We start from the raw sequence: 25,471 nt of genomic DNA on the forward strand, positions 1-25,471 counted from the left end.
AGGGGGGCGAGGAGTGGCGCGCATGGCCAGGACCCTGGAGGAGCCCATTTGGTCGACGGCCGATGCCGCCGTCGAGGCCAACCCGCACGAGGACTTCTCCTTCACGGCCGAGCCGTCGGCCCGCTCCTGCTCCGGCCGACCCCGTCGTCCCGCCCGCGCGTAACCGCAGAATCTCGTCGCGCGCACCGCGTGACGGATTCCGCCTCCCGCCGTTCTTACAGGTGTACTTCTAAGAGGTACGTCTCTAAGAACTGGGAGGTGTCATGGCCCGCCCCGCAGCACGAAGTCTGCCGAGACCGCCGGACATGTTCGACCGGGAGTGGGAGTGGAGTGAGCTGACCGCCTTCGCGACCGCCGAAGGCGCGGGCCCTCGGCTCGGCGTCGTGTCGGGCCGTCGTCGGCAAGGCAAGAGCTTCCTGCTCCAGGCGCTGGCGGAGGCCACCGAGGGCTTTTACTACGCGGCGGTCGAGGCATCCGCCACCGAATCCCTGTACCTGTTGGGCGAGGCGGTCGCGCGCTTCACCGGCGCCGCCGTGCCGCCCAGGCCGGCGAACTGGGACCAGGCGCTGGAGATGCTCTTCGGGCTCGCGACGGACCGGCCGCTGCCCGTGGTGATCGACGAGTTCCCCTATCTGGTGCGAAACGCCCCCGCCCTCCCGTCCCAGTTGCAGGCCGCCATCGGGGTGCGCTCCGAGCGCCACCGCAAGGAGCGGCCCCGGATCCTGCTGTGCGGCAGCGCGATGTCCTTCATGGGCGGGCTCCTCTCCGGGGCTTCCCCGCTCTACGGCCGGGCGGGGCTCGATCTCGTGGTCCACTCCCTCGGCTTCCGTGAGGCCGCCGAGTTCTGGGGTATCCAGGACCCGCGCCTGGCCGTCCTCGTCCATGCGATCGTCGGCGGCACCCCCGCGTACCGCCGGGAGTTCGTCGACGACGACGTACCGGACGGGCCCGACGACTTCGACGCCTGGGTCTGCCGGACCGTACTCAATCCGGCACGCCCGATCCACGGCGAAGCGCCGTACCTGCTGGCCGCCGAGCCGGACCTGCGTAACCGCTCGCTGTACCACTCGGTTCTGGCCGCGGTGGCGGGCGGCAACCGCACCAGTGGCGGCATCGCGAGTGCGGTGGGCCGCAAGGCCACGGACATCTCACTGCCGCTGTCCGTCCTGAGGAACTGCGGCCTGCTGACCGCCGAGCCCGATGCCTTCCGCTCCAACCGCACCACGTACCACGTCGCGGAGCCGTTGATCACCTTCCACCATGCCGTCGTACGTCCCGAGACGGCTCTGCTCAGTCGTCGCCGAGGAGCGGCCAAGATGTGGGACCACAGCCGGCCCACCTTCCTCAGCAAGGTCGTCGGTCCGCACTTCGAGCGCCTGTGTCGCGAGTGGGTCGAGTGGCACGCGGATCCCGCGACATTCGGGGGCATGCCGATCCAGGTCGCCGCCGGGACCGTCGCCGATCCGGTGGCCCGCACCTCTCTCGAAGCCGATGTCGTGGTGCACGGGGCGATCGGTCAGGACCAGGGCATTCTGCTGTCCGTCGGAGAGGCCAAGTGGCACAAGGTCATGAATCTCGGGCACCTGCAACGCCTGCGTCGCATCCTGGAGTTGCTGGAGTCGAGAGGCGTCGACACCAGCCATGCCAGACCCGCCTGCTACAGCGGCGCCGGTTTCGACCCGGAGCTGCGGTCGGCCGAGAGCCGGGGTGAGGTGGTCCTCGTCGACCTGCAACGGCTGTACCACGGTTCCTGAACCCTCGGCATGGCGCGCTGCCCCGGGAGAGTCGTCCGCGGTGGGCCTGTGGCGCCCGGTCCGCGCGTCGCTGCGGGTGCGCGCGGACCGGGGCCGTCTGAGGAGCCCGGTGGGGGCTCAGTGGGACGCGAGGGTGCGCGGCTCCAGGGCCGCCGTGTGCGCGTCCATCCGCTCGGCGGCCAGGATCGCGGCCGCCGTGTCGGCGCGGGAGGCGGCGACGACCAGCGCGCGGCCCGCCAGGGCGTGCGCCCGCCGGTGCAGGGCGGTGGCGCTCGGCTCGCGCCGGCCGCTCATCGGCGCGCGCACGGGGGTACGTCCGCCGCGCAGCCTGCTCACCTGCTCCGCGAGCCGCTCCGCCGCCGTGTCCAGGTCGGCCGAGCCCTGCGTCGCACGCAGCTCGTCCGTGACGGCGAGCAGGGCGCCGAGATGGCCCGCGAGCTGGATGTCCAGCTCTTCCTCACGGGAACGGTGGGGGAAGTCGGGATCGGGGCCGTCCACCGTGCTGTGGACCGACTTGGCGCGGATCGGTTCGTACATGGGAAGGCCTCCTGAATTCTTACAGGAAACCATCCTAGCTTAGATTTCGTCTAAAGTTGAGCTGCTCACAAAACAGGACTGCCCGCACACAAAGCGTGAGCGGGCAGTCGGGCGAGGTTCGGCGTCGGGGTCAGGGCTGGCCGTAGCCGTCCAGGAAGCGGCCGATCCGGCCCATCGCGTCCCGCAGGTCGGTGACCGAGGGCAGGGTCACCACCCGGAAGTGGTCCGCCTCCGGCCAGTTGAAGCCCGTGCCCTGGACGACCATGATCTTCTCGCGCCGGAGCAGGTCCAGGACCATGCGGCGGTCGTCCTTGATCTTGAAGACCTTGGGGTCGAGGCGCGGGAAGAGGTACAGCGCGCCCTTCGGCTTCACGCAGGTCACACCGGGGATCTGGGTCAGCAGCTCGTACGCCGTGTCCCGCTGCTCGCGCAGCCGCCCGCCCGGCAGTACCAGGTCGTTGATCGTCTGCCGCCCGCTGAGCGCCGCGACGACTCCGTGCTGCCCGGGCATGTTCGCGCACAGGCGCATGTTCGCCAGGATCGTCAGGCCCTCGATGTAGGAGTCGGCGTGGGCGCGCGGCCCGGAGATCGACATCCAGCCGACCCGGTAGCCGGCCACCCGGTACGCCTTCGACATGCCGTTGAAGGTGAGGGTGAGCAGGTCCGGGGCGACGGCGGCGGTCGGGGTGTGCGTGGCGCCGTCGTAGAGGATCTTGTCGTAGATCTCGTCGGAGCAGACGAGCAGGTTGTGCCGGCGGGCGATGTCGGTCAGGCCCTTGATCATCGCCTCGTCGTAGACGGCCCCCGTCGGGTTGTTGGGGTTGATGATCACGAGCGCCTTGGTGCGGTCGGTGACCTTGCGCTCGATGTCGGCGAGGTCCGGCATCCAGTCGGCCTGCTCGTCGCAGCGGTAGTGCACGGCGGTGCCGCCGGACAGGGAGACGGCGGCGGTCCACAGCGGGTAGTCGGGCGCGGGCACGAGGACCTCGTCGCCGTCGTCCAGCAGGCCCTGCATCGCCATCACGATCAGCTCGGAGACGCCGTTGCCGATGAAGACGTGCTCGACGTCCGTCTCGATGCCGAGGGTCTGGTTGTGCATGACGACGGCCCGGCGTGCGGCCAGCAGGCCCTTGGCGTCGCCGTAGCCGTGCGCCGACGACACGTTCCGGAGGACGTCCTCCAGGATCTCCGGCGGGCACTCGAAGCCGAACGCGGCCGGGTTGCCGGTGTTCAGCTTGAGGATCCGATGGCCGGCGGCTTCCAGCCGCATCGCCTCCTCGAGCACCGGACCCCGGATCTCGTAACAGACGTTGGCGAGCTTGGTCGACTGGATCACCTGCATGTCTGGGAGCTTACGGCCCGGTAATGGCTCCCGGGCCGTGTTTTCCGCCACGTGAGACGCGGGGATTTGGGGCGATATCGCCGCGTGCTGTCCCACCAGCACCTTCAGTCCCTAGAATGCGCCGCCATGTCCAAGTCATTCGAGTACGCCGACGGAGTGACGGGCGGTGGGCCGCAGGAGCCGCCGAACGTGTACCTGCCGCAGGCCCCAGCGCCTCCGGTGTACGACGCGTACGCGGATCCGGCGGAGGCCCACGGATGGCAGGACGCGTACGACGCCGCGGACCCGGCGGCCGTCGGGGACGGTGCGCACACGGCCGGCGCGGACGACGCGGGCGCCACCCGCCGGCTGCCGGTGGTGCCGGCGCGGGGCCGGTCCGGCGCCGGCCACCGCGCCCGGCGTAAGCCGGCTCCCCGGCGCCGTCGCCGCGCGACGGTCGCCGCCGGTGCCGTGGGTGCGTCGGTGGTCGCGCTGATCGCCGGATTCTCCCTCTCGGGCGGGCCCTCCGCCGGGACGCGGGACGGCGAAGGCGGCCGCTCGGGCCGGACGGCGGGAGAGTCGCCGACGGCGACACCGGCGGGCACCGGCCCGGCCGCGACCCCCGGCGCTCCGCTCGCCGGCCGGCCGGGGGATTCTGACGGGTCGTCCGGCGCCGCGTCCGCGAGCCCGTCCGTCGCGCCGAGCCGGGCCCCGTCCGGGTCCGCCACGGACAGCGCGCCGCCCCAGGTCGCCCCCACGACCAGTGCTCCGGCGGACTCCGGCGCCACCGCCACCGCCACCGCCACGGCGTCGGCGCCCGGCAGGCCCGACGGGAAGCCCGGACGCGGCCCGGGAGGCACCAAGGGACCCAAGTGACCGGCCCGGAAGGGCGGTTGAGTAGGGTCTGAAGGGAATTCAAGGTTCCGGTTGTGGAACAGGTTCTTGTGCCGCCCCCTCGCGACGATCACAATGCACATGACAACAGTGCAGGCGGCCGGAGGATTTCCGGTCGCCTCCGTCGCAAGAGGGGACCCCCCATGAGAAAACCTCTCGCCGCCGCGTTCTGCGCCCTGGCGATAGCCGGGGCCGGCGCGGCCCCCGCGGCCGCTGCCGATGCCGCCCCCACGGGCGTCGGCAAGACCGCGGACACGGGCTCGGCCACGTCCGCCGTCTCCGGCGTGGTCACGTCCGTGGAGCAGACGCTGTCCGGGCTCCGCGGCCCTCAGGCCAAGGCCGTGAACTTCGCCGGCACCGTCGCGCTCAGCAACTGCTCCGGCTCCGTCGTCCGCATGCCGGACGCCGAGGACAACGACCCGGCGCTCGTGATGACCAACGGCCACTGCCTGGAGTCCGGGTTCCCCGGCCCCGGCGAGGTCCTCGTCGACAAGGCGTCCAGCCGGACCTTCACTCTGCTCAACGCCTCCGGCTCGCGCGTCGCCACCCTGCGCGCCGCCAAGCTCGCCTACGGCACGATGACCGACACGGACGTCGCGCTGTACCAACTCACCACCACCTACGGGCAGATCAAGAGCTCGTACAACATCAACGCGCTGACGCTGAGCGACAGCCACCCGGTCGCCGGCACCGCCATCAGCATCCCCTCCGGCTACTGGAAGCGGATCTACAGCTGCAACATCGACGGGTTCGTGCCCACCCTGAAGGAGGGCGACTGGACCTGGAAGGACTCGGTCCGCTACACCTCCGCCTGCAACACCATCGGCGGCACGTCCGGCTCGCCCGTCGTCGACCAGGCCACCAACAAGGTCGTCGCCGTCAACAACACCGGCAACGAGGACGGTGAGCGCTGCACGGTGAACAACCCGTGCGAGGTCGACGCGAACGGCACCGTGACCGTCCGCAAGGGCATCAACTACGCCCAGCAGACCTACGGGATCCCGGCCTGCTTCGGGATCGACAGCAAGCTCGACCTGAGCGCGAGCGGCTGCACCCTGCCCAAGCCGTAGGGCCTGTCGTTTGGATCAGGTCGGCCGAGAGCGACTGCGCCTCTCGGCCGACCCGAGCCCCGCGACGCCGGCATGATCCAAACGACAGGGCCTGGGGCAGGGTGCCGGCCGGGCGGTCACGCGGGAGGAGTCCTGCGGACCGCCCGGCCCGCCAGCACGTCCGTGCGCCGGCCGTCCTCGATCACGAACCGACCGTCGACCAGGACGTGCGGGATCCCCGTCGGGAGCGTGCGCGGCTCCGCGAAGGTGGAGCCCGCCGCGACCGTCGCCGGGTCGAAGAGCACCAGGTCGGCCTTGTAACCCTCGCGCACCAGGCCCCGGTCGGGCAGCCGGAGCCGGGCCGCCGGGCGGGACGTGAGGTGCGCGACGCACTCCTCCAGGGACAGCACCCCCAACTCCCTTACGTAGTGCCCGAGGTAGTGCGGGAAGGTGCCGTAGGCGCGCGGGTGCGGCTTCGCGCCCTGGAGGATGCCGTCCGAGCCGCCGGTGTGCACCCGGTGGCGCATGATCGCCCGGACGTTCTCCTCGTGCCCGACGTGCTGGAGGATCGTCGGGGCCAGCCGGTCGGCCAGCAGCAGCCCGCGCGCGGTCACCCAGGGCGTCTCGCCCCGCCGGTCCGCCGACTCCTGGATCGTCCGGCCGACGAAATCGGCCAGGGCCGGATCGTTCACACCCGAGATCTCGATCGTGTCCCACTCGACGGGCACGCCGTGGCAGCCGTCCGAGCCGGTGACCTCCAGGTGGTGGCGGACGCGTTCCGCCGTCTCCTCGTCCGCCAGCCGCCGGAGAGTGCGCTCCGGGCCGCCCTCGCCCGCCCAGCTCGGCAGCACCGCCGCCAGCGTCGTACAGCCCGGGGTGTACGGGTAGGTGTCGAGGCTGATGTCGGAGCCGGCCGCGAGCGCCTCGTCCAGCAGGGCCAGCAGCTCCGGCGCCCGGCCCTTGTTCACGCCGAAGTTCATGGTGGCGTGGGCGAGATGGAGGGAGCAGCCCGCCTCCCGGGTCAGCGCGACCATCTCCTCGTACGCCGCCAGGGCCCCGGCGCCGTAGGAGCGGTGGTGCGGGCAGTAGTAGCCGCCGTACGACGCCACCACCCGGCACAGCTCGGTCAGTTCGGCATCCTGCGCGTACATGCCCGGCGTGTACGTCAGCCCCGACGACATGCCGACGGCGCCCTGCTCCATGCCCTCGGCGACCAGCCGCCGCATCCGGTCCAGCTCCTGCGGGGTCGCCGCGCGGTCCTCCCAGCCGACGGCGAGCGCCCGGACCGTGCCCTGCGGGATCAGATACGCCGCGTTCACGGCGATCCCGCGGTCCAGCCGGTCCAGGTACCCGCCGACCGACCGCCAGTCGAAGTCGATGTCGTCACCCGGGCCGTTCCATCCGGCGATCGCCCGGCGCACCTCACCCAGCGTGCGGTCGTCGACCGGCGCGTACGACAGGCCGTCCTGGCCGATGACCTCCAGGGTGACGCCCTGCGCGGCCTTGGCGCTGTGGTCCGGGTCGCGCAGCAGCGCCAGGTCGCTGTGGGCGTGCATGTCGACGAAGCCGGGGGAGAGGACCAGGCCCTCGGCGTCCAGCTCCCGGCGCGCCTTCGGCCGCTGGCATCCGGCCGCGGCGGCCTCCTTGACGATGGAGACGATCCGGCCGCCGTCGACCACGACGTCGGCCCGGTAGGCGTCCGCGCCGGAGCCGTCGACGACGTCGGCGTCCCGGATGACGAGCTCTTCCATCGCGCCGGCCTCCTAGAAGAACGTGCGGACGTAGTCGACGACCGTGCCGTCCGCCTCCGCGACGGGGATCAGCTGCCACTTGTCGAACGAGGTGCACGGGTGGGACAGCCCGAGCCCGACCCAGTCGCCGACCTCCAGATCCGCCTCCGGCGTGGTGGCGAGCCAGGCGTGCTGGTCGGACAGCGCGGTCACACGGACGCCGGTGGCCGGGCGCTCGGCGCCGTCCCGGCGGATCACCTGGGCGAAGGGCAGGTCGAGGTCGTAGGCCGCGTCCCGCTTGCCCGCGTTGACGAAGGCCTGCTCGGCACAGGGCCGCGACACGACCTGTGTCCACAGCCGGAACGCCGGCTCCAGGGCGCCCTCCTCGGGCACCCGGTTGAACGGGGTCAGCTTGCGGTAGTGGCCGTCGTCGTGCGAGACGTACGCGCCCGAGCGCAGCAACTTCAGCACGGGACGGGACAGTTCGGGGATCTCCGCGAAGACCTCGGCGACCGCGTCGAACCAGGCGCTGCCGCCCGCGCTGACCACGATCTCGTCCAGCCCGGAGAACCGCCCGGCCTTGTCGAAGCCGGCGGCGAGCGCGACCAGCCGCCGCAGCCACGCCGTCACCCGCTCGGTGTCGGCCTTCGGCACCTCGCCCTCGTAGCCCGCGACACCCACGAGCCGCAGCGTCCGCGTGGCCGCCACGGCGTCCGCGACCGCCGCGCACTCCGCCTCCGTCCGGACACCGGTCCGGGCGCCCTCGCCGGCCGCGAGCTCGACGACGACGTCCACGGGCCGGGTGGCGTCCCGCAGGGCGGCGTCCATCAGCTCGACGCCGCGCACGGAGTCGACGTAACAGACCAGTTCGAAGTCCGGGTCGGCATCCAGCTCGGCCGCGATCCAGCGCAGGGCCGCCGCGTCCACGAGTTCGTTCGCCAGGAACACACGCCGGGTGCCGAAGGCGCGCGCCACCCGCACCTGGTGCGGCACGGCGAGGGTGATGCCCCACGCCCCGTGCTCGATCTGCCGCTGGAACAGCTGCGGGGCCATGGAGGTCTTGCCGTGCGGCGCGAAGGCCAGGCCGTGCCGGGCCGCATAGGTCTCCATCAGCTTCAGGTTGTGTTCCAGGCGCTCGGCGGACAGCGCGAGCACGGGCGTGGCGAAGCCGCCGGAGAAGAGGTTGCGGCGCTGGCCGGCCAGCTCGGCGACGGTCAGTCCGTCGGCGTCCGGCGGAAGGCCCTTGAAGCGGTGGTCGACACGCTCGGCGGCGAGCCGGGCGAGGGACTGGGCCGTGTCGGCCGTCATGGAGCCTCCCTGATCAGCAGTGTTGCATTCTCTGCAACCTTCATTGCGTATGTCGCTGAACGCTGTCTAACATCTCGGCCACCCCCGGTCAATGAAACCGCCACCGGCCGCCCCGGCACCCCGACGCCTCGACGAGGAGCTACGAGCATCGTGACCCCCACCGGACCCTGCAACGCCCCCGACGTCGTGGACGTCGTCGCGCTCGGCGAGTCCATGGTCACGTTCCTGCCCTCCCGGCCGGGGCGCCTCGCCGACGTGCCGAACTTCGAGCGGGGCATCGGCGGGGCGGAGTCGAACGTGGCGTGCGTGCTGGCCGCGGCGGGGCACTCCGTGCGGTGGGTCGGCAGGGTCGGGGACGACCCGTTCGGCGATCACCTGGTCGAGGCGATCGGCGCCTACGGCGTCGACGTGGCACACGTCCGGCGCGACCCCGGCCGCCCCACCGGCATCTACTTCCGCACCGCCGGGGACCGGGCCGGCGACGCCCACGAGGTGGCCTACTACCGGACCGGCTCCGCGGCGTCCGCGATGAGCGTGACGGACCCCGACCCGGCGGCGGTGCGCGCCGGCCGCGTGCTGCACCTGTCCGGGATCACCGCCGCACTGTCCGGGACCTGCCTGGACCTGATGCGCGAGCTGACCGCCCGCCGCCCCGGCCGCCCCCTGGTCTCCTTCGACGTCAACCACCGGCCCGGCCTGTGGCGCGACACCGACGCCCCGGGCGTGCTGCGCGACCTCGCCCGGGGCGCGGACCTCGTGTTTGTCGGGCAGGACGAGGCCTGGGGGCTGCACAGCGCCGAAGCCGTCCGCGCCGCCCTCCCCGAACCCGAGGTCCTGGTCGTCAAGCAGGGCGCCGCCGGAGCCACCGTCTTCGAGGACCGGGACGTCACCTTCGTGCCCGCACCCCGGGTCGACGTCGTCGCCGCCGTCGGTGCCGGAGACGCCTTCGCCGCCGGGTTCCTCTCCGCCACCTTGCGCGCACTGCCCGTGCGGGACCGGCTGCGGCACGGGCATCTGATGGCCGCCGCCGCGCTCACCGTGCCCGGCGACCTCGCCACACCGCCCACCCGGGAGCACGCCGACCGGCTCGCCGCCCTGGACGACGCGGCATGGGGGAGACTGCGACTCGGCCCGGGCTGGACCGAGGAGACACAGCGGGCCGACGAGGAGGTACGTACACCATGAGCCAGACCGTCGACCGCGCGCTGAGCATCCTGCCGCTGCTCGCCGAGGGCCCCGCCGACCTGGGGCAGGTCGCCGACCGCCTCGGTGTGCACAAGTCCACGGCCCTGCGGCTGCTGCGCACCCTCCACGAGCACGGGCTCGTCTACCGCCAGTCCGACCAGCGCTACCGCCTCGGCGCCCGGCTCTTCTCCCTCGCCCAGGAGGCGATGGAGAACCTCGACGTCCGCGAGATCGCCCACCCCCACCTGGTCCGCCTCAACGAGAACTGCGGGCACACCGTGCACCTCGCCGTGTACGAGGAGAACGAGGTCCTCTACATCGACAAGGTCGAGAGCCGCTACCCCGTGCGGATGTACTCCCGCATCGGCAAGCCCGTCGCCATCACCGTCGCCGCGGTCGCCAAACTGCTGCTCGCCGATCTGCCCGAGCACGAGCGGCGGGCCATCGCGGACAAGCTCGACTACCCCACGTACACGTCCCGTTCGACACCCAACGCCGGCGCGTTCCTGCGCGAGCTGGAGAAGGTGCGCGAACAGGGCTGGGCCACCGACCTCGGCGGCCACGAGGAGTCCATCAACTGCGTCGCGGCGCCCATCCGCGGCGCCGACGGCCGGGTCGTCGCCGCGATGTCGGTCTCCGCGCCGAACGTCGTCGTCACCGCCGACGAACTCCTCACCCTCCTGCCGCTGGTGCGCCGTACGGCGGACGCCATCAGCGGCGAGTACTCCGGCAGGACACCAGTGAAGGGCACCGTATGACGGACAAGATCGCACTCACCCCGAAGACCCACACCACCCCGCCGGCGAAGTTCTCGCACGGTGTGCGGAAGGGCAACGTCCTCCAGGTCGCCGGCCAGGTCGGCTTCCTGCCCGCCGAGGAGGGAAAGGCGCCCACGCCCGCCGGGCCGACCCTGCGCGAGCAGACCCTCCAGACCCTGGCCAACGTCAAGGCGATCCTTCAGGAGGGCGGCGCCTCCTGGGACGACGTGATGATGATCCGCGTCTACCTGACGGACGTGGCCCACTTCGCCGAGTTCAACGCGATCTACGACGCGTACTTCGAGGAGCAGGGCCTGACCCAGCCGCCCGCCGCACGCACCACCGTCTACGTCGGACTGCCCGCGGGTCTCCTCATCGAGATCGACGCCCTGGCCGTTCTCGGCTGACCCACCCCCACCCCGCCTTTCCGAGGCGCGGCGCCCACCGATGCGCCGCGCCGCGCTCCCCCCTACCCAGAAGCTGCATGCATTTACGCAGAGGACCCCCGAATGTCCCCTTCGCTCGCCGCGTCCGCCCCTGCCGAGACCCCACCCCACACGGGAGGACTGCTCCTCCTCGTCGACGGCACGGCCGGACTCCTGCTCACCGCCGCGCTCGGCATCGCGCTGCTGCTCCTCCTCATCATCAAGCTGAGACTCCAGCCGTTCGTCGCGCTGCTCGCGGTCTCCATAGCCGTCGGCCTCGCCGCGGGTCTCTCGGTCACCGAACTCTTCGGCACGGTCCAGAAGTCGGACGCCGTGTCCACCATCGAATCCGGCATGGGAGGCATCCTCGGCCATGTCGCGATCATCATCGGCCTGGGCACCATGCTCGGCGCGATCCTCGAAGTCAGCGGCGGCGCCGAGGTGCTGGCGAAGCGTCTGCTCGGCCTGTTCGGCGAGCAGCGCGCCCCGCTCGCCATGGGTCTCACCGGCCTGATCTTCGGTATCCCGGTCTTCTTCGACGTCGGCATCTTCGTCCTGGCCCCGATCGTCTACGCCGCCGCCAAGCGCCCCCAAGGGCCTCCGACAAGCTCCGGTCCAGGGGGGACCCCCACCGGCAAATCGATCCTGCTCTACTGCCTTCCGCTGCTCGCCGGACTGTCGGTCACCCACGCGTTCCTGCCGCCGCACCCCGGCCCGGTCGCCGCGGCCGGCCTGCTGAACGTGGACCTCGGCTGGGTCATCCTGATGGGCATCGTGTGCGGTCTGCCGGCCGTGGTGGCCGCGTGGGGCTACTCGGCGTGGGTCGGGCGCCGCATCTTCGTCCCCGTGCCGCAGGACATGGTCGAGGCGGCGGAGGAAGCCAGGCAGGTCGTCATCGACGAGCAGCGCGCCGCCGGGATGGAGCCGAGCGAGCAGCCGGTCTCCCTCGGCACGGTCCTCGGCATCATCGGCACCCCGCTGGTCCTGATCCTCGCCGCGACCTTCTCCTCGATCGCCCTGGACCCCTCCACCCTCCGCTCGGTGATCGAGTTCTTCGGCAACCCGTTCGTGGCGCTCACGCTGGCCTTGTTCCTCGCGTACTACCTGCTGGGCATCCGCCGCGGCTGGTCCCGCAAGTCCCTGGAGACGGTGTCCACCGCGTCCCTCAAGCCGGTCGGCAACATCCTGCTGGTGGTCGGCGCGGGCGGCGTCTTCGGCGCCGTCCTCAAGGCCAGCGGCGTCGCCCAGGCCCTTTCGGACACGTTCAACGACGTCGGCCTGCCGGTGATCGTCCTCTCCTACCTGATCTCCGTGGTCCTGCGCGTGGCCCAGGGCTCGGCGACGGTGGCGATCGTGACGACGGCGGGCATCGTGGCCCCTCTGCTGTCCGAGGGGGACCACTCCCAGGCCTTCATCGCCCTGGTCATCATGGCCATCTCGGCCGGCTCGATCTTCGCCTCGCACGTCAACGACGGCGGCTTCTGGATGGTGGCGAAGTACTTCGGCATCAGCGAACGGGACACGCTCAAGACGTGGACCGTGCTGGAGAGCGTGCTGTCGGTGGCGGGGTTCGCGGTGGCCGCGGTAATCAGCCTCTTCGTGTAGGCGTCTGATAACGAAGTCGGGGTCGACTGTGTGCGGCACAGGTTTGTCGACCATACTGCTCCGCTGTGGAGCAGCGCATAGGTTCGAGCAGCCAGCCCCTGGAAGGCGCCGGATTCGACCCGGCCTTCATCCCCGGGCTCACGCCACCCGTGTCCGGACGGACGGAGGACGGCGAGCCGGAGAAGGAGCCCGAGGCCGGGGAGGACGATGAGACCGCCCCCGAGCCGGCGGAGACGGCCGAGGCGTCGCCCTCCGAGCCGGCGGAGGACGCCGAGGCCGACGGCCCGGTCTTCGAGGCGTCCGACCGCCGTGCGCGGATGGTCGCCGATCACAGAGGCGTACGACTGTCCCTGGACGACCAGGAGTGCGAGTTCCGCTGGGACGAGATCGGCGCGGTCGAGACGGAGACGGCCCGCTTCGGCAAGCGGTACACCGTCACCGTCCACACCCCTGACCGGCGCTGGTACCCGATCGAGATCGAGGCGCCGGCCAGGAGCCACTTCAAGGAGTGGGACGAGCAGTTGGACGCGGTGCTGGACGCCTACTTCGAGGAAGACGCCGACTAGCTAGCGCAGTACTGGCTCTCCTTGCCGATCGACCGGTACATACAGTCCGCGTTCTCCAGCAGTTGCAGCACCGCGTCGCGGTTACGGGAGGTCTCCCGCTCGATCACCTCGTCGGGCGGGTAGAACCCACCCCCACCGGAGCGGGGGTACATCTCGAAGGTGTAGCCGAAGATCTTGTGCGCGCCCCAGAGGTAGTCGTCGATCGACCCGTCGGTGATGTACAGGTCGCTGGACTGCTCCGCCGTGTACCCGTTGGAGGCGGCCATCTTCTGCCCGACCGTCTTGAACGCCGCGTGGTCGTCGGCGGTCATCCCGGTCGTCGTGTCGGAGTAGGTGTAGCCGAACGGCCACAGCACCAGCTCGCTGTACGTGTGGAAGTCGACCCCGGCCTTGATCTGCTGGGTGCCGCCGACGATCCGGCTGCGCACGAAGTCGGCGACGACCTTCACCTCGGGCGCCGACTCCGCCGACCGGCCCCGGTAGGTGTCGGAGGACGTCGAACCCGAGGAGCCGCCGCAGCAGCCCCAGCGGTAGTTCCAGTTGCGGTTCAGGTCCGTACCGACGTACGACGAACCGGAGTTGGGCTGCCGGTTCTTGCGCCAGGAGCGGTACGAGCCGGTGGCGATGTCGTACTCGCCGCCGTCCGGGTTGATGTCCGGGACGATCCAGATCTCGCGGTTGTTCACCATGCCGGTGACACGCGAGTCGGAGCCGTAGTCGGAGGTCAGCTCGCGCAGCAGGTAGAGCGCCATCTCGACGGTCAGGTGCTCGCGGGCGTGCTGGTGGTGCGTGAACAGTACCTCCGGCTCGGACTCGTCGGCGCCCACGTTGTCGCTGATCTTGACGGCGACGATGTTCCGGCCCTGGTACGACTTGCCGATCACGCGCTGGCTCGCGATGGACGGGTTGGCCGAGACGATCGAGTTGATCTCGCTCGTCATCTCCGCGTAGTTGTGGTACTTAGAGTCGCCCGACGGGAAGTCGTGCAGCCGGACGTCGTCCTCGCCGGCGGAGCGGTCGGGTACCGCGCCGAGTGGGGTGACCTCGTAGCCCTGGGCGCGCAGCTTCTTGATCTGGTCCGCGCGGCCGGAGACCACGACACCGTGGCCGTGGACCTCGTCGACCGTGACGCCCGTGCGCTGAAGTGCCGTGCGGTCCTTGGCCGTCGAGTGCAGATGAACCTCGTACTGCCGGGTGTCGTCGGCCGAAGCGGCCGCCTTGCGGGCGCTGTCGGCGGTGGCGTCGCTCGTCGTCGCGGACAGGGGCGCCGCGAGGGCGAGGGCGAGGAGGCCGGCGAGGGCGGCGGTGCGTCTGCCGGTGCGGGCACCGGAGCCTCGTATGCGAAGTCGCATGAAATCTCCTTGTGGGAGGTGGGGTTGTTCCGTGCGACGTACTGGTGCGGGTGGCGCATATCGTTCTGCCAATGGCATGAGCAGGTCAAGACTGAAAGTGGCCGCGCAGTGTACGCGCGCGGCGCCACGGTCGAGGTGTCCCTGCGGAAGTGCACCCACAGGTGTGGCCCCGGCGTGCATGTATGTACGCCGCGGGAGAGAGTGAGGGTCCGCGCAAGGGGAGCCGGAGTGTCAGGATCCCCGGACCCCAACCCCTCAGAGGACTGGCTGATCATGGGCGGATCAGCGCCACGACGGGACCACCACCTGCCGGCCGAGACGACCAGCTTCGTCGACCGGCGTGGCGAACTGACCCAGGGCCGCGAACTGCTGGCCCGCGCACGGCTGGTGACGCTGACCGGACCGGGCGGCGTCGGCAAGACCCGGCTCGCCGCACGCATCGCGGCCCGGGTGCAGCGGGCCTTCCCGGACGGCGTGCGCTTCGTGCACCTGTCCGGACTGCACGGCCCGGCACTCGTCCCGCTCGCCGCCGCCGACGCACTCGGCCTGCACGACCGCTCCGCCCAGCCGCCCCTGGACGCCCTCGTCGAACAGGTACGGGACCGGCGGCTGCTCCTCGTCGTCGACAACTGCGAGCATCTGGCGGGTGCGTGCACCCAGCTCGCCGCGGCCCTGCTGCACGGCACCGAGGGCGTCCGGATCCTCGCCACCAGCCGGCACCGGCTCGGCCTCACCGAGGAACACCTGCTGGAGGTACGGCCGCTGCCGGTGCCCGACCCGGACGGCGACCTGTCCGCCGCCGAGGGCTACCCGGCCCTCACGCTCTTCGCCGACCGGGCCGCCGCCGTCATCCCGGGCTTCCGCCTCACCCCCGCCAACCGCGCCCTTCAGCAACCGCAGCCAGATCGCGGCCTGGACGACGGCACAGCGCTGACCCGCCGCACCCACCCATCCGAGGGGATCACGTGACCACCGCAGAACTCAGCCCGTTCGACCACCGCATGGCCGTCTTCGACTCCGACGACGGCTTCCTGGCCGCCGCGCTGCCCTTCCTCGGCGAGGGCCTCGGCACCTCCGGCGAACCGCCGCCGGTGGCCATCGCCGCCCCGCACAACCTGGACCTCCTGCGCGACGCCCTCGGCCCCGACGCGAAGGACGTCACCTGCATCCCGCACACCGACTGGTACACCGGCTCCGCCGCCAACGCCATCGCCCGGGCCGCCGCGTACCTCACCGCGCACGCCGGCCCGGGCGGCCGGATCCACCTCGTCATGGAGCCCGTCTGGAGCGGCCGCGCCGGCCGCTCGGCCCGCGAGACCACCGAGTGGATCCGCTACGAGGCGCTCGCCAACCTCCTCTTCGCACCCATGTCCACGACCGCCCTGTGCGCCTACGACACCCGCACCGCCGGGCCCGCCGTCGTCGCAGCGGCCCGCCGCACCCACCCGGACACGGAGGTGTACGAGGACCCGCTGCGGCTCGTGGCCGAACTCGATGCCGTACCGCTGCCGTTGCCCCCGGCCGGTGCGCTGCCCCTCGCGGAACCGCACGCCGCGGCCGTGCAGAGCTGGGCGGTGGCGCGGGGACTGCCCGCCGCCGACGCCGAGCTGTTCGCCGCTGCCGTGGCGGAGTCCGCGGCGGCCCTCGCGCCCCTGGGCGGTGACGCCCTGCTGTGGGGCGAGGCACCCGCCTGCGTCTGCGAACTGCGCTCGGTCCGCCGTCTCGACGACCCGCTCGCCGGTTTCGTCCCACCGGCCCCCACCGGCCCGGAACCGGGCCCGGGGCTGTGGTACGCGCGTCAGGTCTGTGCGTACGTGGACATCCGCGACGACGCCCGGGGAGCCACGGTCCGCCTCCAGTACGCATAGCCCCCTATCTGCACAAGCAGGTAGGGGATCGGGTAGTCCTCCCCCTGCGCCGGACCACCCCCGGGGATCACCCTGGACCCATGCTGCAACTCTCCGGGCGGACCTCCCGGACCCCGACGCCCGCTACGGCCCGTTCCCGCAACCACGCCTGGGAGCAGGCCACCTGAGTGTCGAGTACGCACCCCGGCCCTCCGCCGTCCGCGAGGCACGCTCGGAGGTCCGCAGGCAGTTGGAGGGATGGGGGCTCGGCGGGCGCGGTGAGGTCGCGGACGTGGCCGGACTGCTCGTCGCCGAACTGGCCACCAACGCCCTGGTGCACGCCGGGGGCCGCTTCCGGCTCACCCTCTTCGCCGCGCACGGCGTACTGCGCTGCGAGGTCGCCGACGGCGAACGCCGGGTGCCGCGGGTGCTGGACGCGGGCACCGGGGAGAACGGCCGGGGAATGTTCCTGGTGGACGCGCCGGCCCAGCGCTGGGGCTGCCACCGGGACGGGGCGGGCAAGACCATGTGGTTCGAGCTCGGCACGTGCGGAGCGGACGGCTGCGGTCGGCGACAGCCGTGACGTTCCGCTGGGCCGGGCCCGGGCGGTGTGCCACGCCGCCCGGGCCCGGCTCCGGTGTGCGGGTTCGTCGTGGCTGTTCGCGCGGTTCCCCGCGCCCCTGGAGTGATTCCGCTCAGGCCCTCTTGTCGGCCCGGGCTCATTGCGGTTTCTTGATCTGCATGGCGGACACCACGGGAAACACCACGGATCACGAGGCCACGCATCCCCCACAGCCCCGGAAGGCGAGTTGGAAGTACATCGGCCCGGGCATCGTCGTCGCGGCGACCGGTGTCGGCGCCGGTGACCTGGTCGCCACGCTGATCGCGGGCAGCAACTTCGGCTACACCCTCCTGTGGGCCGCGATCATCGGCTGTCTGGTGAAGATCTCCCTGGCCGAGGCGGCGGGCCGCTGGCATCTGTCCACCGGCCGCACCCTGTTCGACGGCTGGGCCAGCCTCGGCCGCTGGACCACGTGGTTCTTCGCCGTCTACGTCGTGGTCTGGGGCTTCGTCTACGGCGCGGCGGCCATGTCGTCGAGCGCGCTGCCGCTGCAAGCGCTGTTCCCCGACGTGATGGACCTCAAGTGGTGGGGCATCGCCTGCGGCCTGGTCGGTCTGGTCTTCGTCTGGTTCAACAAGTACGCGGTGTTCGAGAAGGTCATGACGATCCTGGTGGGCGTCATGTTCCTGGTGACGGTGTACCTGGCGATCCGCGTCACGCCCAACATCGCCGACGCCTTCGCGGGCCTCCTCCCGGTGCTGCCCGACGAGAAGGACTCGATCCTCAACACCCTGGGCCTGATCGGCGGCGTCGGCGGCACGATCACGCTCGCGGCGTACGGCTACTGGGTCAACGCCAAGGGCTGGACCGACACCGGCTGGATGAAGGTCATGCGCCTGGACAACCGCGTCGCCTACATCACGACCGGCATCTTCGTCATCGCCATGCTGTTCGTCGGCGCGGAGCTGCTGCACTCGGCGAACGTCGCGATCGCGAGCGGCGACAAGGGCCTGATCCAGCTGGGCGACATCCTGGAGGACGAGTACGGCTCGGCGACGGCGACGTTCTTCCTGATCGGCTTCTTCGCCACGTCCTTCACCTCTTTGATCGGCGTCTGGCACGGCGTGAGCCTGATGTTCGCCGACTTCGTGACCCGTCTGTCGGGCAAGGGCCGGGCCAAGGGCGAGGAGGTCGCCTCGGGGACCCGCGAACGCTCCTGGCCCTTCCGCGCCTACCTGCTCTGGCTGACCTTCCCGCCGATGATCCTGCTCTTCGAGGGCCAGCCCTTCCGCCTGATCATCATCTACGGCGTCCTCGGCGCGGCCTTCCTGCCGTTCCTGGCCGGCACCCTGATCTGGCTCCTCAACTCCTCCCGCACGCCCCGCGAGTGGCGCAACGGCCCCCTCAGCAACGCGATGCTCGCCATCGCCGGCCTGCTCTTCCTGATCCTGTGCGTGAAGCAGGTCTGGGACCAGCCGTGGGGGGACTTCTTCTAGGAGGGGCGATTCGCCGGATGACCGAGCAGCCACTTCCCCCGCCCGGCCCCGGCTTCGGCCCCCGCAGCCGGCCTGGGTGCTTGGCCCCTACCGTCCGACGGGGTGAGTCCGGCCGCCCCTACGGCAGCCCGTGCACATGCGGTCCCACCGCGTTGGACCACGCGTTGCCCGCCGTCGCGTCCCAGTTGGTCGACCAGGTCATCGCGCCGCGCAGGCCGGGGTACGTCCGGGGCGGTGTGAAGGTGCCGCAGTGGGTGGCCCTGGCGAGGCAGTCCAGGGCGTTGTTCACCACGGTCGGTGAGACGTAGCCGCTGCCCGCCCCGCGCGTCGAGGCCGGCAGGCCCAGGCCCACCTGGGACGGGGCGAGGCCGTTCTCCAGCTGGATGCAGGCCAGGGCCGTCAGGAAGTCGACCGAGCCCTGGCTGTAGACCTTGCCGTCGCAGCCGAGCATGGAACCGCTGTTGTAGTACTGCATGTTGACGACCGTGAGGATGTCCTTCACGTTCAGCGCGGTCCGGAAGTACCCGTTGGACGTGGACTGCATGTCGATCGTCTGCGGAGCCATCGTCAGGACGAGCGAGGGGCCCGCCTTCGCCGACAGGGCGCGCAGCGCCTGCGTCATGTACGTCGCGTTCAGTCCGTTCTCCAGGTCGATGTCGACACCGTCGAAGCCGTACGTCTGCATCACGGAGTACACGCTGTTCGCGAAGTTCGTCGCCGACGCGGCGTCGTTGACCGACACCGTGCCGCGCTCGCCGCCGACCGAGATGACGACCTTCTTGCCGGCCGCCTGCTTGGCCTTCACGTCCGCCTTGAACTGGTCGACGGTGTAGCCGTCCAGCCCGGCCGAGTCCAGGGTGAACGACACCGCCCCGGGCGTGCCCGTCGCGTCGGCGAAGGCCACCGCGATGATGTCGTAGGCGGCGGGGACCTCCGAGATGCGCTGGACCGTCGCGCCGTTGTCGAAGTTCTGCCAGTAGCCGGTCACGGCGTGCTCGGGCAGCGCCGGACCGGGGCCGTTCGGCTGGTTCGTGGTGCCGGTCACCGCCGCCGACTTCGGCGACTCACCGGCCCCGTTCGTCGCCGTGACCTGGAAGGAGTACGACGTCGAGGCCGCGAGCCCGGTCACCGTCGCCGCTGTGCCGGAGACCGAGGTCACCTTCGTGCCGTCGCGGTAGACGGTGTACCCCGTCGCTCCCGACACCGTGTTCCAGGCGAGGGTGACCGAGTCGGACGTCGTGCCGGAGACGGTCAGGCCGCCCGGCGCCGACGGGATCGTCGGGCCCGGGTCCGTGCCCCCGCCGCCGTCGGGGCCGAGGACCGACACGTCGTCCGCGTAGTACGCCGCCTGCCCGTACCAGCCGTGCGTGTACACCGTCACCGAGGTCGTCGAGGAGCCCGTCGTGAAGGTGGTCGACAGCTGCCTCCAGGACGAGGAGTCGGGCGTCCAGGTGGACACGTCCGTCGTGCCCGTGCCCGTCACGCCCAGGTAGGCGTACCCGCCCCTGACCCAGGCGCCCAGCGTGTACGTCGCGTTGGGCTTCACCCGTACCGTCTGGGCGCACCGGGCGTTGTCCTGCCCCGACGGGGTCGCCCGCAGCGCCGCCGTGCCGGTGCGCACCGGGGAGGAGACCGTCGTACCGCTGCCCGCCGAGCAGGTCCAGTCGCTCAGGCCCGACTCGAAGCCGGCGTTCCTGGCGTTGTTGACGTCGGCGGCGTTCGCCTGGCCGACGGTCGTGACAGTGAGGGCCAGGGCAGCCGTGACGGCACCCGACCACAGCCGCAGGGATCGTCTGTGTCTGGACATGACAAGAAAATGGTCCAGACCAACGCGGCTGTCAAGAGGTCCAGACCAACCTGTCGAGCATCACTCCCGCCGCGCGGTGACCGGCAAGATGCTCAACCTGCCCCGTTTTGACGCATCTTGTGCAATGGCAGTTGCTGCTCAGCTACACAAACGCTGTTCTCCGGTCACAGAGCCGTGGATACAGTGCTGAGGTAGTCACGCAGTGAAGTCGACACGGTGCGCCGGAGTGACATCCGGCGTTCCGACGGGCATGGGGAAACGGGGAGCTGCGCGTGCCAACTGCCATTGCCGTGACCAGCGCCGACATGGCGCTGCCGCCGCAGGACGAACGCACCCTGCCCGCCGTCGTGCTGCGGGACGTCGATCGACGCCCCCTGGAGCAGGCGCTGGCCGAGATGCAGGCCCTGGTCGAGCACCACGGGCACGTGATCGTGGTCTGCTCGCAGGCCGCGCCCACCGCGGTGCAAAGACGGCTGCACACCCTGCGCTCCCTCATGGAGAGCGACCGGATCGCGCTGTTCCGGCCGGATCTTCCGCCTCTCGGACTGGCCGTCCTGGTCCGCCAGTTACGGCAGCTCGCCTCCTGCGACATCAGCCCCGGCGTCCTCGCCTCGGCCGGCCGGCTGCTCGTCCACTACATCCACGCCGGCGCGCTGCTGGGCTCCGTCGCCCGCCTCGACCGCGTCCCCGTCGGCCTCAAGTCGCACGCCAAGTCCTGGGTGCCCGGCAGCCAGTTCGGCGTCCTCGCCCACCCCGAACCGCACCTGGTCCGAATCACTCCCGAAGCCCGGCTCCCCGGCCCCGAGTTCGGCACCTGGATGCTGGTCGCCAAGGGGCAGCTCCAGTCCGACTGGGTCACGGGCACCCTCGCCCCCTCCTGGAAGGTGCAGGGGCTGCGCGAGACCGCGCTCCCGGCCGAGTCGCCCGGCTGGTGGGGCACCGGCAGGCTCATCGAGTTCTGCAGCTACCTGCCCGACCTGTCCGTCCTCTACCAGCTGGTCACCTCCGTCCGGCGCAGCCCGTGCCACTGGTGCGGCATCGACGTCATCGGCGACCGCTGCGTGTTCTGCTCGGCCGGGCCACCCGCCCACGACAGCCCGCCCCGCAAGCAGCTCGAGAACCGAACGGCCGTCGGCTGAGGCCTGACACCGCTCGTCAGCACTGTTCCGATCCCGCTCGACCGATATCCCCAACGAGGTTGTACGGTTCATGAACTCCCGTCAGCGCCGCGGCGTGATTCTCCTGCTTCTGTCGGTCGTCTGCGCCCTCGGCGCCTTCGCCGGCGTGCTCTCCGTCATCAGCGACGTGAAGTCGAAGGTCGGCCCCGAGGTCACCGCCTACCGGCTGAAATCCGACGTGCCGCCCTACACCACCCTCGGCACGGGCCAGTTCGAGAAGATCAAGATGCCCGAACGGTGGCTGTCCGACAACGCGGTCACCGATCTGCGGGAGATACAGGGCAAGATCGCCGTGACCACGCTGCGGGCGGGCTCCCTGCTCCAGACCGACATGATCGTCCGCCGGCCGGCCCTCCAGCCCGGCCAGCAGGAGGTCGCCATCATGATCGACGCGGCCACCGGCGTGGCCGGCAAGATCACACCCGGCGCCTCGGTCAACGTCTACGCCACCTTCGAGGGCGCGCGCGAGGGCGACCCCGACCAGTCGAAGATCATCATCACCAGCGCCAAGGTCCTCGACGTCGGCGAACTGACCGCGCTGAAGCCCGACGAGGGCAACCGCACCCAGCAGCCCACCGACGCCGTCCCGATCACGTTCGCGCTGTCCGCCCTCGACGCCCAGCGCATCACCTACGCCGAGTCGTTCGCCAAGCGCGTCCGGCTCGCCCTCGTCGCGCCCGGCAGCGACACCACCGTCCCCGAGCGGGACCGGACGTACGAACTCGCGAAAGACAAGTGAGAGGCTGCCATGCCCACGAGGATCCTCCCGGCAGTCGGTGACACGGACGCGGTCCGATCCGTCACGACGCTGCTCAGCCAGCTCCCCGACGCCGAGCCCGTCGCACCCGTGGTCGACTCCACCCAGCTCATCGACACCCTCGCCCGGCTGGCCGCCGAGTCCGTCGACGAACTGCCCGAGGTCGTGGTGGTGCACGAGCGGATCGGCCCCGTCCCGGCGCTGGAGCTGATCCGCGAAGTGGCCCTGCGCTTCCCGGCCGTCGGCGTCATCCTCATCACCTCCGACGCGAGCCCCGGCCTCTTCCAGGCCGCCATGGACTACGGCGCCCGCGGCCTGGTCGCCCTGCCCCTCAGCTACGAGGAACTCGCCAGCCGCGTCCAGGCCGTCGCCCAGTGGTCCGTCGGCGTACGGCGGCACCTGGGCGCCGGCGGCGACGTGTTCACCGGCGTCGGCGGCACCGTCATCACGGTCAGCGGCGCGAAGGGCGGCGCCGGCGCCACCCTGACCGCGATCCAGCTGGCCCTGGCCGCCCAGGCCTCCGGCCGCAGCACCGCCCTGGTCGACATGGACCTCCAGACCGGCGACATCGCCTCCTACCTGGACGTCCAGTTCCGCCGCTCCGTCGTCGACCTGGCCGCCATCACGGACATCTCCCCGCGCGTCCTCGCCGACGCGGTCTTCCGCCACGACACCGGCCTCGCCCTGCTGCTCGCCCCCGCCGAAGGGGAACGCGGCGAGGACGTCACCGACCGCGCCACCCGGCAGATCGTCAGCGCCCTGCGCTCCCGCTACGAGGTCGTCGTCATCGACTGCGGCGCCCAGCTCGGCGGAGCGGGGGCGGCCGCCGTGGAGATGGCCGACCGGGCCCTGCTGATCACCACCCCGGACGTGGTCGCCGTACGGGGCGCCAAACGGGCCGTGCGGATGTGGGACCGGCTGCAGATCCGCAAGGCCGAGGAGACGACCGTCGTCGTCAACCGGCACTCCCGCAGCACCGAGATCCAGCCGCCCCTGATCCAGAAGATCACCGGCACGGCGGTCGCGGCCACCGTGGTCCCCGCCAACTTCAAGGAACTGCAGAGCGTCGTGGACGCGGGCCGCATCCACGAACTGGAGAACAAGAGCTCGGTGAAGCAGGCCCTGTGGGGCCTGGCGGGGGAGCTGGGACTGGTCAAGGCCGCGGACGGTGCGCAGAAGGGGGGCCGGGGGGCGGTGAGCTTTCGGCGGAGGAGGGAGGGGTGAGGGTGCTCTCAAGAAAGCGGTGGGAGCGGGACAAGGGTCAGGTGACCATCGAGTTCCTCGGGATGACCCCGACGATCATCGTGACGCTGATCGCGCTGTGGCAGGTCGTCCTCGTCGGCTACACCTACACCCTCGCGGGCAATGCCGCGGACGAGGCGGTACGCCAGGCGACGGCGGCGGAGCCGGGGGCGCGGCAGGGGGTGTGCGAGGCGGCCGGGCTGAAGCATCTGTCGGATGCGTGGCGATCCGGGGCGAGTGTGACCTGCGGGTCGGGCTCCGGCTACGTGACGGCCGACGCGCGCCTTCAGGTCCCGGTCCTCTTCCCCGGCGCGCTGACCTTCGGGTTCACGGTCCACGGCCACGCCGGGGCGGTCGAGGAGGCGAAAGGGTGATGAACGGTATCCGCAAGGGCCGCGACCGAGGCCAGGTCGCCATCGAGTACATCGGCTTCCTGCCGATCCTGCTGATCGTGGCCCTGGGGGCCGTGCAGCTCGGCCTCATCGCCTACACGGCCCAGCAGGCCGGCACGGCGGCCAGGACGGGGGCGCGCAGTGCGTCGCTGGAGGGGCCGCACGAGGCGGACTGCAAGGCCGCGGTGAGCAGTTGGCTGGCCGACGAGACGAGCTGCCCGGCGTCGATCGGCGGGGACGAGGTCACGGTCACGGCCACCGTGCAGATCCCGTCCCTCGTGCCGGGCTGGAAGTTCGACCCGGCCGTCAAGACCGCGACGATGCCGCTCGACCACTGAGCAACGAGCTAGGAGCACCGCACTCATGAGCCTGCGAGCACGCATCAACACCCCCGAGGAGAAAGGCAACCGGGGCGAGGACGGCCACATGGTCGCCTCCTACCGGGCCAAGCTCCTGGAGGAGATCGACCTCGCGGAGATGAGTTCGCTGGCCGCCGCCGAGCGCCGGGCGAGGCTGGAGCGGGTGCTCGGGCACATCATCAGCCGCGAGGGTCCCGTCCTGTCGACGGTGGAGCGCGCGCAGCTGATCCGCAGGGTGGTCGACGAGGCGCTGGGCCTCGGCATCCTGGAGCCGCTCCTGGAGGACGCGTCCATCACCGAGATCATGGTCAACGGCCCGGACGCGATCTTCGTGGAGCGCGGCGGCCGCGTCGAGCAACTGCCGTTGCGCTTCGCCTCCCACGACCAGCTGATGCAGACCATCGAGCGGATCGTCTCGACGGTCAACCGCCGCGTGGACGAGTCGAACCCGATGGTCGACGCCCGCCTCCCCTCCGGCGAGCGCGTCAACGTCATCATCCCGCCCCTGTCCCTGACGGGCGCCACCCTCACCATCCGACGCTTCCCGCGCTCCTTCACGCTCCAGGAGCTGATCGGACTCGGCTCGCTCGACGAGCACATGCTGTACCTGCTGGCGGGCCTGGTGCAGGCGAAGTTCAACATCATCGTCTCGGGTGCGACGGGCACCGGAAAGACGACCCTGCTGAACGCCCTCTCCGGGCTGATCCCCGACGGCGAACGCATCATCACCATCGAGGACTCCGCCGAACTCCAGCTCCAGCAGGCCCACGTCATCCGCCTGGAGTCGCGCCCGCCGAACGTCGAGGGCAAGGGCCAGGTGAGCATCCGCGACCTCGTCCGCAACTCCCTGCGCATGCGCCCCGACCGGATCGTCGTCGGTGAGGTCCGCGGCGGCGAGTCCCTCGACATGCTCCAGGCGATGTCCACCGGCCACGACGGCTCGCTGGCCACGGTCCACGCCAACAGCGCCGAGGACGCGCTGATGCGGCTCCAGACCCTGGCGTCCATGTCGGACGTCGAGATCCCCTTCGTGGCGCTGCACGACCAGATCAACAGCGCCGTCGACGTCATCGTGCAGCTCACCCGGTTCGCGGACGGCGCCCGCCGCATCACCGAGATCGCACTGATGGACAGCCACGGCAGCGACCCGTACCGGCTGGTCACGGTCGCCCGCTTCACCGCGCGGCCCATGACCTCCGACGGCCGTATCCACGGCGCCTTCGAGTACTTCCCGCTACCGCGCCGCACCGCCGACCGCCTCTACATGGCGAACCAGCCCCTCCCGCAGGCGTTCGGCATCGCCCGGTCCGCGGACCAGCTAGCCACCCGAGAAGCCAGGTAGGACCG

Annotated in this window: 25 protein-coding genes; 19 read left to right on the forward strand and 6 right to left on the reverse strand. The window is 71.2% G+C overall.

Translation table 11 applies throughout. From position 1 onward, the window contains the following. Positions 1-22: 22 nt before the first annotated feature. Positions 23-163 (forward strand): hypothetical protein, encoded by a 141-nt coding sequence (locus G3I77_RS21280; protein WP_248506067.1) that lies wholly within the window; start codon positions 23-25, stop codon positions 161-163. 100 nt (positions 164-263) lie between these two features. Next, positions 264-1,754 carry an ATP-binding protein gene (locus tag G3I77_RS21285; RefSeq protein ID WP_248506068.1) on the forward strand — a complete coding sequence of 497 codons (1,491 nt, stop codon included), beginning with the start codon at positions 264-266 and terminating at the stop codon, positions 1,752-1,754. A gap of 117 nt (positions 1,755-1,871) precedes the next feature. Here G3I77_RS21285 and G3I77_RS21290 read toward each other — a convergent pair whose 3' ends face one another. Further along, positions 1,872-2,291, reverse strand: a complete 420-nt coding sequence (locus G3I77_RS21290; protein WP_248506069.1) for a hypothetical protein — start codon at positions 2,289-2,291, stop codon at positions 1,872-1,874. A gap of 130 nt (positions 2,292-2,421) precedes the next feature. Beyond that, a complete protein-coding gene (locus G3I77_RS21295; RefSeq protein WP_248506070.1) occupies positions 2,422-3,633 on the reverse strand; it encodes a pyridoxal phosphate-dependent aminotransferase in 1,212 nt (403 codons plus the stop codon). 126 nt (positions 3,634-3,759) lie between these two features. Here G3I77_RS21295 and G3I77_RS21300 point away from each other — a divergent pair, with 126 nt between their 5' ends. Beyond that, the gene (locus G3I77_RS21300; protein ID WP_248506071.1) at positions 3,760-4,488 is read left to right on the forward strand and encodes a hypothetical protein; all 729 of its coding nucleotides are present in this window, start codon (positions 3,760-3,762) and stop codon (positions 4,486-4,488) included. Between the two features lie 161 nt (positions 4,489-4,649). Further along, positions 4,650-5,576: a serine protease gene (locus tag G3I77_RS21305; protein WP_248506072.1), complete on the forward strand. Its 927-nt coding sequence runs from the start codon at positions 4,650-4,652 to the stop codon at positions 5,574-5,576. Between the two features lie 116 nt (positions 5,577-5,692). Here the strand turns inward: G3I77_RS21305 and G3I77_RS21310 are convergent, their stop codons facing one another. Together G3I77_RS21310 and G3I77_RS21315 are read right to left on the reverse strand one after the other, a co-directional pair. Next, positions 5,693-7,306 carry an amidohydrolase family protein gene (locus G3I77_RS21310; protein WP_248506074.1) on the reverse strand — a complete coding sequence of 538 codons (1,614 nt, stop codon included), beginning with the start codon at positions 7,304-7,306 and terminating at the stop codon, positions 5,693-5,695. A gap of 12 nt (positions 7,307-7,318) precedes the next feature. After that, positions 7,319-8,593 carry an amino acid deaminase gene (locus tag G3I77_RS21315; RefSeq protein ID WP_248506076.1) on the reverse strand — a complete coding sequence of 425 codons (1,275 nt, stop codon included), beginning with the start codon at positions 8,591-8,593 and terminating at the stop codon, positions 7,319-7,321. Between the two features lie 150 nt (positions 8,594-8,743). On the opposite strand from G3I77_RS21315, the gene G3I77_RS21320 reads away from it, so the two are divergent. From G3I77_RS21320 to G3I77_RS21340, 5 genes are all read left to right on the forward strand, one after another. Beyond that, positions 8,744-9,778 (forward strand): sugar kinase, encoded by a 1,035-nt coding sequence (locus G3I77_RS21320; RefSeq protein ID WP_248506078.1) that lies wholly within the window; start codon positions 8,744-8,746, stop codon positions 9,776-9,778. Further along, on the forward strand, positions 9,775-10,536 hold the full coding sequence (locus G3I77_RS21325) for an IclR family transcriptional regulator (RefSeq protein ID WP_248506080.1): 762 nt from the start codon (positions 9,775-9,777) through the stop codon (positions 10,534-10,536). The genes G3I77_RS21320 and G3I77_RS21325 overlap by 4 nt, the downstream gene beginning before the upstream one ends. Further along, positions 10,533-10,943 carry a RidA family protein gene (locus G3I77_RS21330; RefSeq protein WP_248506082.1) on the forward strand — a complete coding sequence of 137 codons (411 nt, stop codon included), beginning with the start codon at positions 10,533-10,535 and terminating at the stop codon, positions 10,941-10,943. The genes G3I77_RS21325 and G3I77_RS21330 overlap by 4 nt, the downstream gene beginning before the upstream one ends. Positions 10,944-11,045: 102 nt before the next feature. Beyond that, positions 11,046-12,566, forward strand: a complete 1,521-nt coding sequence (locus G3I77_RS21335) for a GntP family permease (RefSeq protein ID WP_248506083.1) — start codon at positions 11,046-11,048, stop codon at positions 12,564-12,566. A gap of 65 nt (positions 12,567-12,631) precedes the next feature. After that, a complete protein-coding gene (locus G3I77_RS21340; RefSeq protein ID WP_248506087.1) occupies positions 12,632-13,132 on the forward strand; it encodes a hypothetical protein in 501 nt (166 codons plus the stop codon). Here the strand turns inward: G3I77_RS21340 and G3I77_RS21345 are convergent. Further along, positions 13,129-14,484, reverse strand: a complete 1,356-nt coding sequence (locus G3I77_RS21345) for a M14 family metallopeptidase (RefSeq protein ID WP_248506089.1) — start codon at positions 14,482-14,484, stop codon at positions 13,129-13,131. The genes G3I77_RS21340 and G3I77_RS21345 overlap by 4 nt on opposite strands. Before the next feature lie 273 nt (positions 14,485-14,757). Here G3I77_RS21345 and G3I77_RS21350 point away from each other — a divergent pair, with 273 nt between their 5' ends. The 4 genes from G3I77_RS21350 (at position 14,758) to G3I77_RS21365 (ending at position 18,389) form a co-directional block, all read left to right on the forward strand. Beyond that, positions 14,758-15,453, forward strand: coding sequence for an AAA family ATPase (locus G3I77_RS21350; RefSeq protein WP_308311409.1), 696 nt, complete (start codon positions 14,758-14,760; stop codon positions 15,451-15,453). Next, positions 15,450-16,352 carry an MEDS domain-containing protein gene (locus tag G3I77_RS21355; protein WP_248506091.1) on the forward strand — a complete coding sequence of 301 codons (903 nt, stop codon included), beginning with the start codon at positions 15,450-15,452 and terminating at the stop codon, positions 16,350-16,352. The genes G3I77_RS21350 and G3I77_RS21355 overlap by 4 nt, the downstream gene beginning before the upstream one ends. Positions 16,353-16,581: 229 nt before the next feature. Further along, the gene (locus G3I77_RS21360) at positions 16,582-16,914 is read left to right on the forward strand and encodes an ATP-binding protein (protein ID WP_248506093.1); all 333 of its coding nucleotides are present in this window, start codon (positions 16,582-16,584) and stop codon (positions 16,912-16,914) included. Between the two features lie 158 nt (positions 16,915-17,072). Next, positions 17,073-18,389 carry an Nramp family divalent metal transporter gene (locus G3I77_RS21365; RefSeq protein WP_248506095.1) on the forward strand — a complete coding sequence of 439 codons (1,317 nt, stop codon included), beginning with the start codon at positions 17,073-17,075 and terminating at the stop codon, positions 18,387-18,389. Between the two features lie 118 nt (positions 18,390-18,507). Here the strand turns inward: G3I77_RS21365 and G3I77_RS21370 are convergent, their stop codons facing one another. Further along, positions 18,508-20,196 carry a chitinase gene (locus G3I77_RS21370; RefSeq protein WP_248506096.1) on the reverse strand — a complete coding sequence of 563 codons (1,689 nt, stop codon included), beginning with the start codon at positions 20,194-20,196 and terminating at the stop codon, positions 18,508-18,510. A gap of 305 nt (positions 20,197-20,501) precedes the next feature. Here G3I77_RS21370 and G3I77_RS21375 point away from each other — a divergent pair, with 305 nt between their 5' ends. From G3I77_RS21375 to G3I77_RS21400, 6 genes are all read left to right on the forward strand, one after another. After that, positions 20,502-21,335 (forward strand): hypothetical protein, encoded by an 834-nt coding sequence (locus G3I77_RS21375; RefSeq protein WP_248506141.1) that lies wholly within the window; start codon positions 20,502-20,504, stop codon positions 21,333-21,335. A 70-nt stretch (positions 21,336-21,405) separates the two neighbouring features. Next, positions 21,406-22,113 (forward strand): Flp pilus assembly protein CpaB, encoded by a 708-nt coding sequence (cpaB, locus tag G3I77_RS21380; RefSeq protein ID WP_248506097.1) that lies wholly within the window; start codon positions 21,406-21,408, stop codon positions 22,111-22,113. Between the two features lie 9 nt (positions 22,114-22,122). Beyond that, positions 22,123-23,355 carry an AAA family ATPase gene (locus G3I77_RS21385; protein WP_248506098.1) on the forward strand — a complete coding sequence of 411 codons (1,233 nt, stop codon included), beginning with the start codon at positions 22,123-22,125 and terminating at the stop codon, positions 23,353-23,355. Between the two features lie 62 nt (positions 23,356-23,417). Continuing rightward, the gene (locus G3I77_RS21390) at positions 23,418-23,747 is read left to right on the forward strand and encodes a pilus assembly protein (RefSeq protein WP_248506143.1); all 330 of its coding nucleotides are present in this window, start codon (positions 23,418-23,420) and stop codon (positions 23,745-23,747) included. Next, positions 23,747-24,103 carry a TadE/TadG family type IV pilus assembly protein gene (locus tag G3I77_RS21395; RefSeq protein WP_248506099.1) on the forward strand — a complete coding sequence of 119 codons (357 nt, stop codon included), beginning with the start codon at positions 23,747-23,749 and terminating at the stop codon, positions 24,101-24,103. The genes G3I77_RS21390 and G3I77_RS21395 overlap by 1 nt, the downstream gene beginning before the upstream one ends. A 25-nt stretch (positions 24,104-24,128) precedes the next feature. Next, complete coding sequence (locus tag G3I77_RS21400) at positions 24,129-25,466, forward strand: CpaF family protein (RefSeq protein WP_248506100.1); 1,338 nt, start codon at positions 24,129-24,131, stop codon at positions 25,464-25,466. Positions 25,467-25,471 lie beyond the last annotated feature (5 nt).

The organism is Streptomyces sp. D2-8 (assembly GCF_023184515.1).
Classification (GTDB): domain Bacteria; phylum Actinomycetota; class Actinomycetes; order Streptomycetales; family Streptomycetaceae; genus Streptomyces.

Coding starts and splice junctions, on each gene's coding strand:
- G3I77_RS21280 (WP_248506067.1), top strand. CDS start 23: ATGGCCAGGACCCTGGAGGAGCCCATTTGGTCGACGGCCGATGCCGCC.
- G3I77_RS21285 (WP_248506068.1), top strand. CDS start 264: ATGGCCCGCCCCGCAGCACGAAGTCTGCCGAGACCGCCGGACATGTTC.
- G3I77_RS21290 (WP_248506069.1), bottom strand. CDS start 2,291: ATGTACGAACCGATCCGCGCCAAGTCGGTCCACAGCACGGTGGACGGC.
- G3I77_RS21295 (WP_248506070.1), bottom strand. CDS start 3,633: ATGCAGGTGATCCAGTCGACCAAGCTCGCCAACGTCTGTTACGAGATC.
- G3I77_RS21300 (WP_248506071.1), top strand. CDS start 3,760: ATGTCCAAGTCATTCGAGTACGCCGACGGAGTGACGGGCGGTGGGCCG.
- G3I77_RS21305 (WP_248506072.1), top strand. CDS start 4,650: ATGAGAAAACCTCTCGCCGCCGCGTTCTGCGCCCTGGCGATAGCCGGG.
- G3I77_RS21310 (WP_248506074.1), bottom strand. CDS start 7,306: ATGGAAGAGCTCGTCATCCGGGACGCCGACGTCGTCGACGGCTCCGGC.
- G3I77_RS21315 (WP_248506076.1), bottom strand. CDS start 8,593: ATGACGGCCGACACGGCCCAGTCCCTCGCCCGGCTCGCCGCCGAGCGT.
- G3I77_RS21325 (WP_248506080.1), top strand. CDS start 9,775: ATGAGCCAGACCGTCGACCGCGCGCTGAGCATCCTGCCGCTGCTCGCC.
- G3I77_RS21330 (WP_248506082.1), top strand. CDS start 10,533: ATGACGGACAAGATCGCACTCACCCCGAAGACCCACACCACCCCGCCG.
- G3I77_RS21335 (WP_248506083.1), top strand. CDS start 11,046: ATGTCCCCTTCGCTCGCCGCGTCCGCCCCTGCCGAGACCCCACCCCAC.
- G3I77_RS21345 (WP_248506089.1), bottom strand. CDS start 14,484: ATGCGACTTCGCATACGAGGCTCCGGTGCCCGCACCGGCAGACGCACC.
- G3I77_RS21350 (WP_308311409.1), top strand. CDS start 14,758: ATGGGCGGATCAGCGCCACGACGGGACCACCACCTGCCGGCCGAGACG.
- G3I77_RS21365 (WP_248506095.1), top strand. CDS start 17,073: ATGGCGGACACCACGGGAAACACCACGGATCACGAGGCCACGCATCCC.
- G3I77_RS21370 (WP_248506096.1), bottom strand. CDS start 20,196: ATGTCCAGACACAGACGATCCCTGCGGCTGTGGTCGGGTGCCGTCACG.
- G3I77_RS21375 (WP_248506141.1), top strand. CDS start 20,502: ATGGCGCTGCCGCCGCAGGACGAACGCACCCTGCCCGCCGTCGTGCTG.
- cpaB (WP_248506097.1), top strand. CDS start 21,406: ATGAACTCCCGTCAGCGCCGCGGCGTGATTCTCCTGCTTCTGTCGGTC.
- G3I77_RS21385 (WP_248506098.1), top strand. CDS start 22,123: ATGCCCACGAGGATCCTCCCGGCAGTCGGTGACACGGACGCGGTCCGA.
- G3I77_RS21390 (WP_248506143.1), top strand. CDS start 23,418: ATGACCCCGACGATCATCGTGACGCTGATCGCGCTGTGGCAGGTCGTC.
- G3I77_RS21395 (WP_248506099.1), top strand. CDS start 23,747: ATGAACGGTATCCGCAAGGGCCGCGACCGAGGCCAGGTCGCCATCGAG.
- G3I77_RS21400 (WP_248506100.1), top strand. CDS start 24,129: ATGAGCCTGCGAGCACGCATCAACACCCCCGAGGAGAAAGGCAACCGG.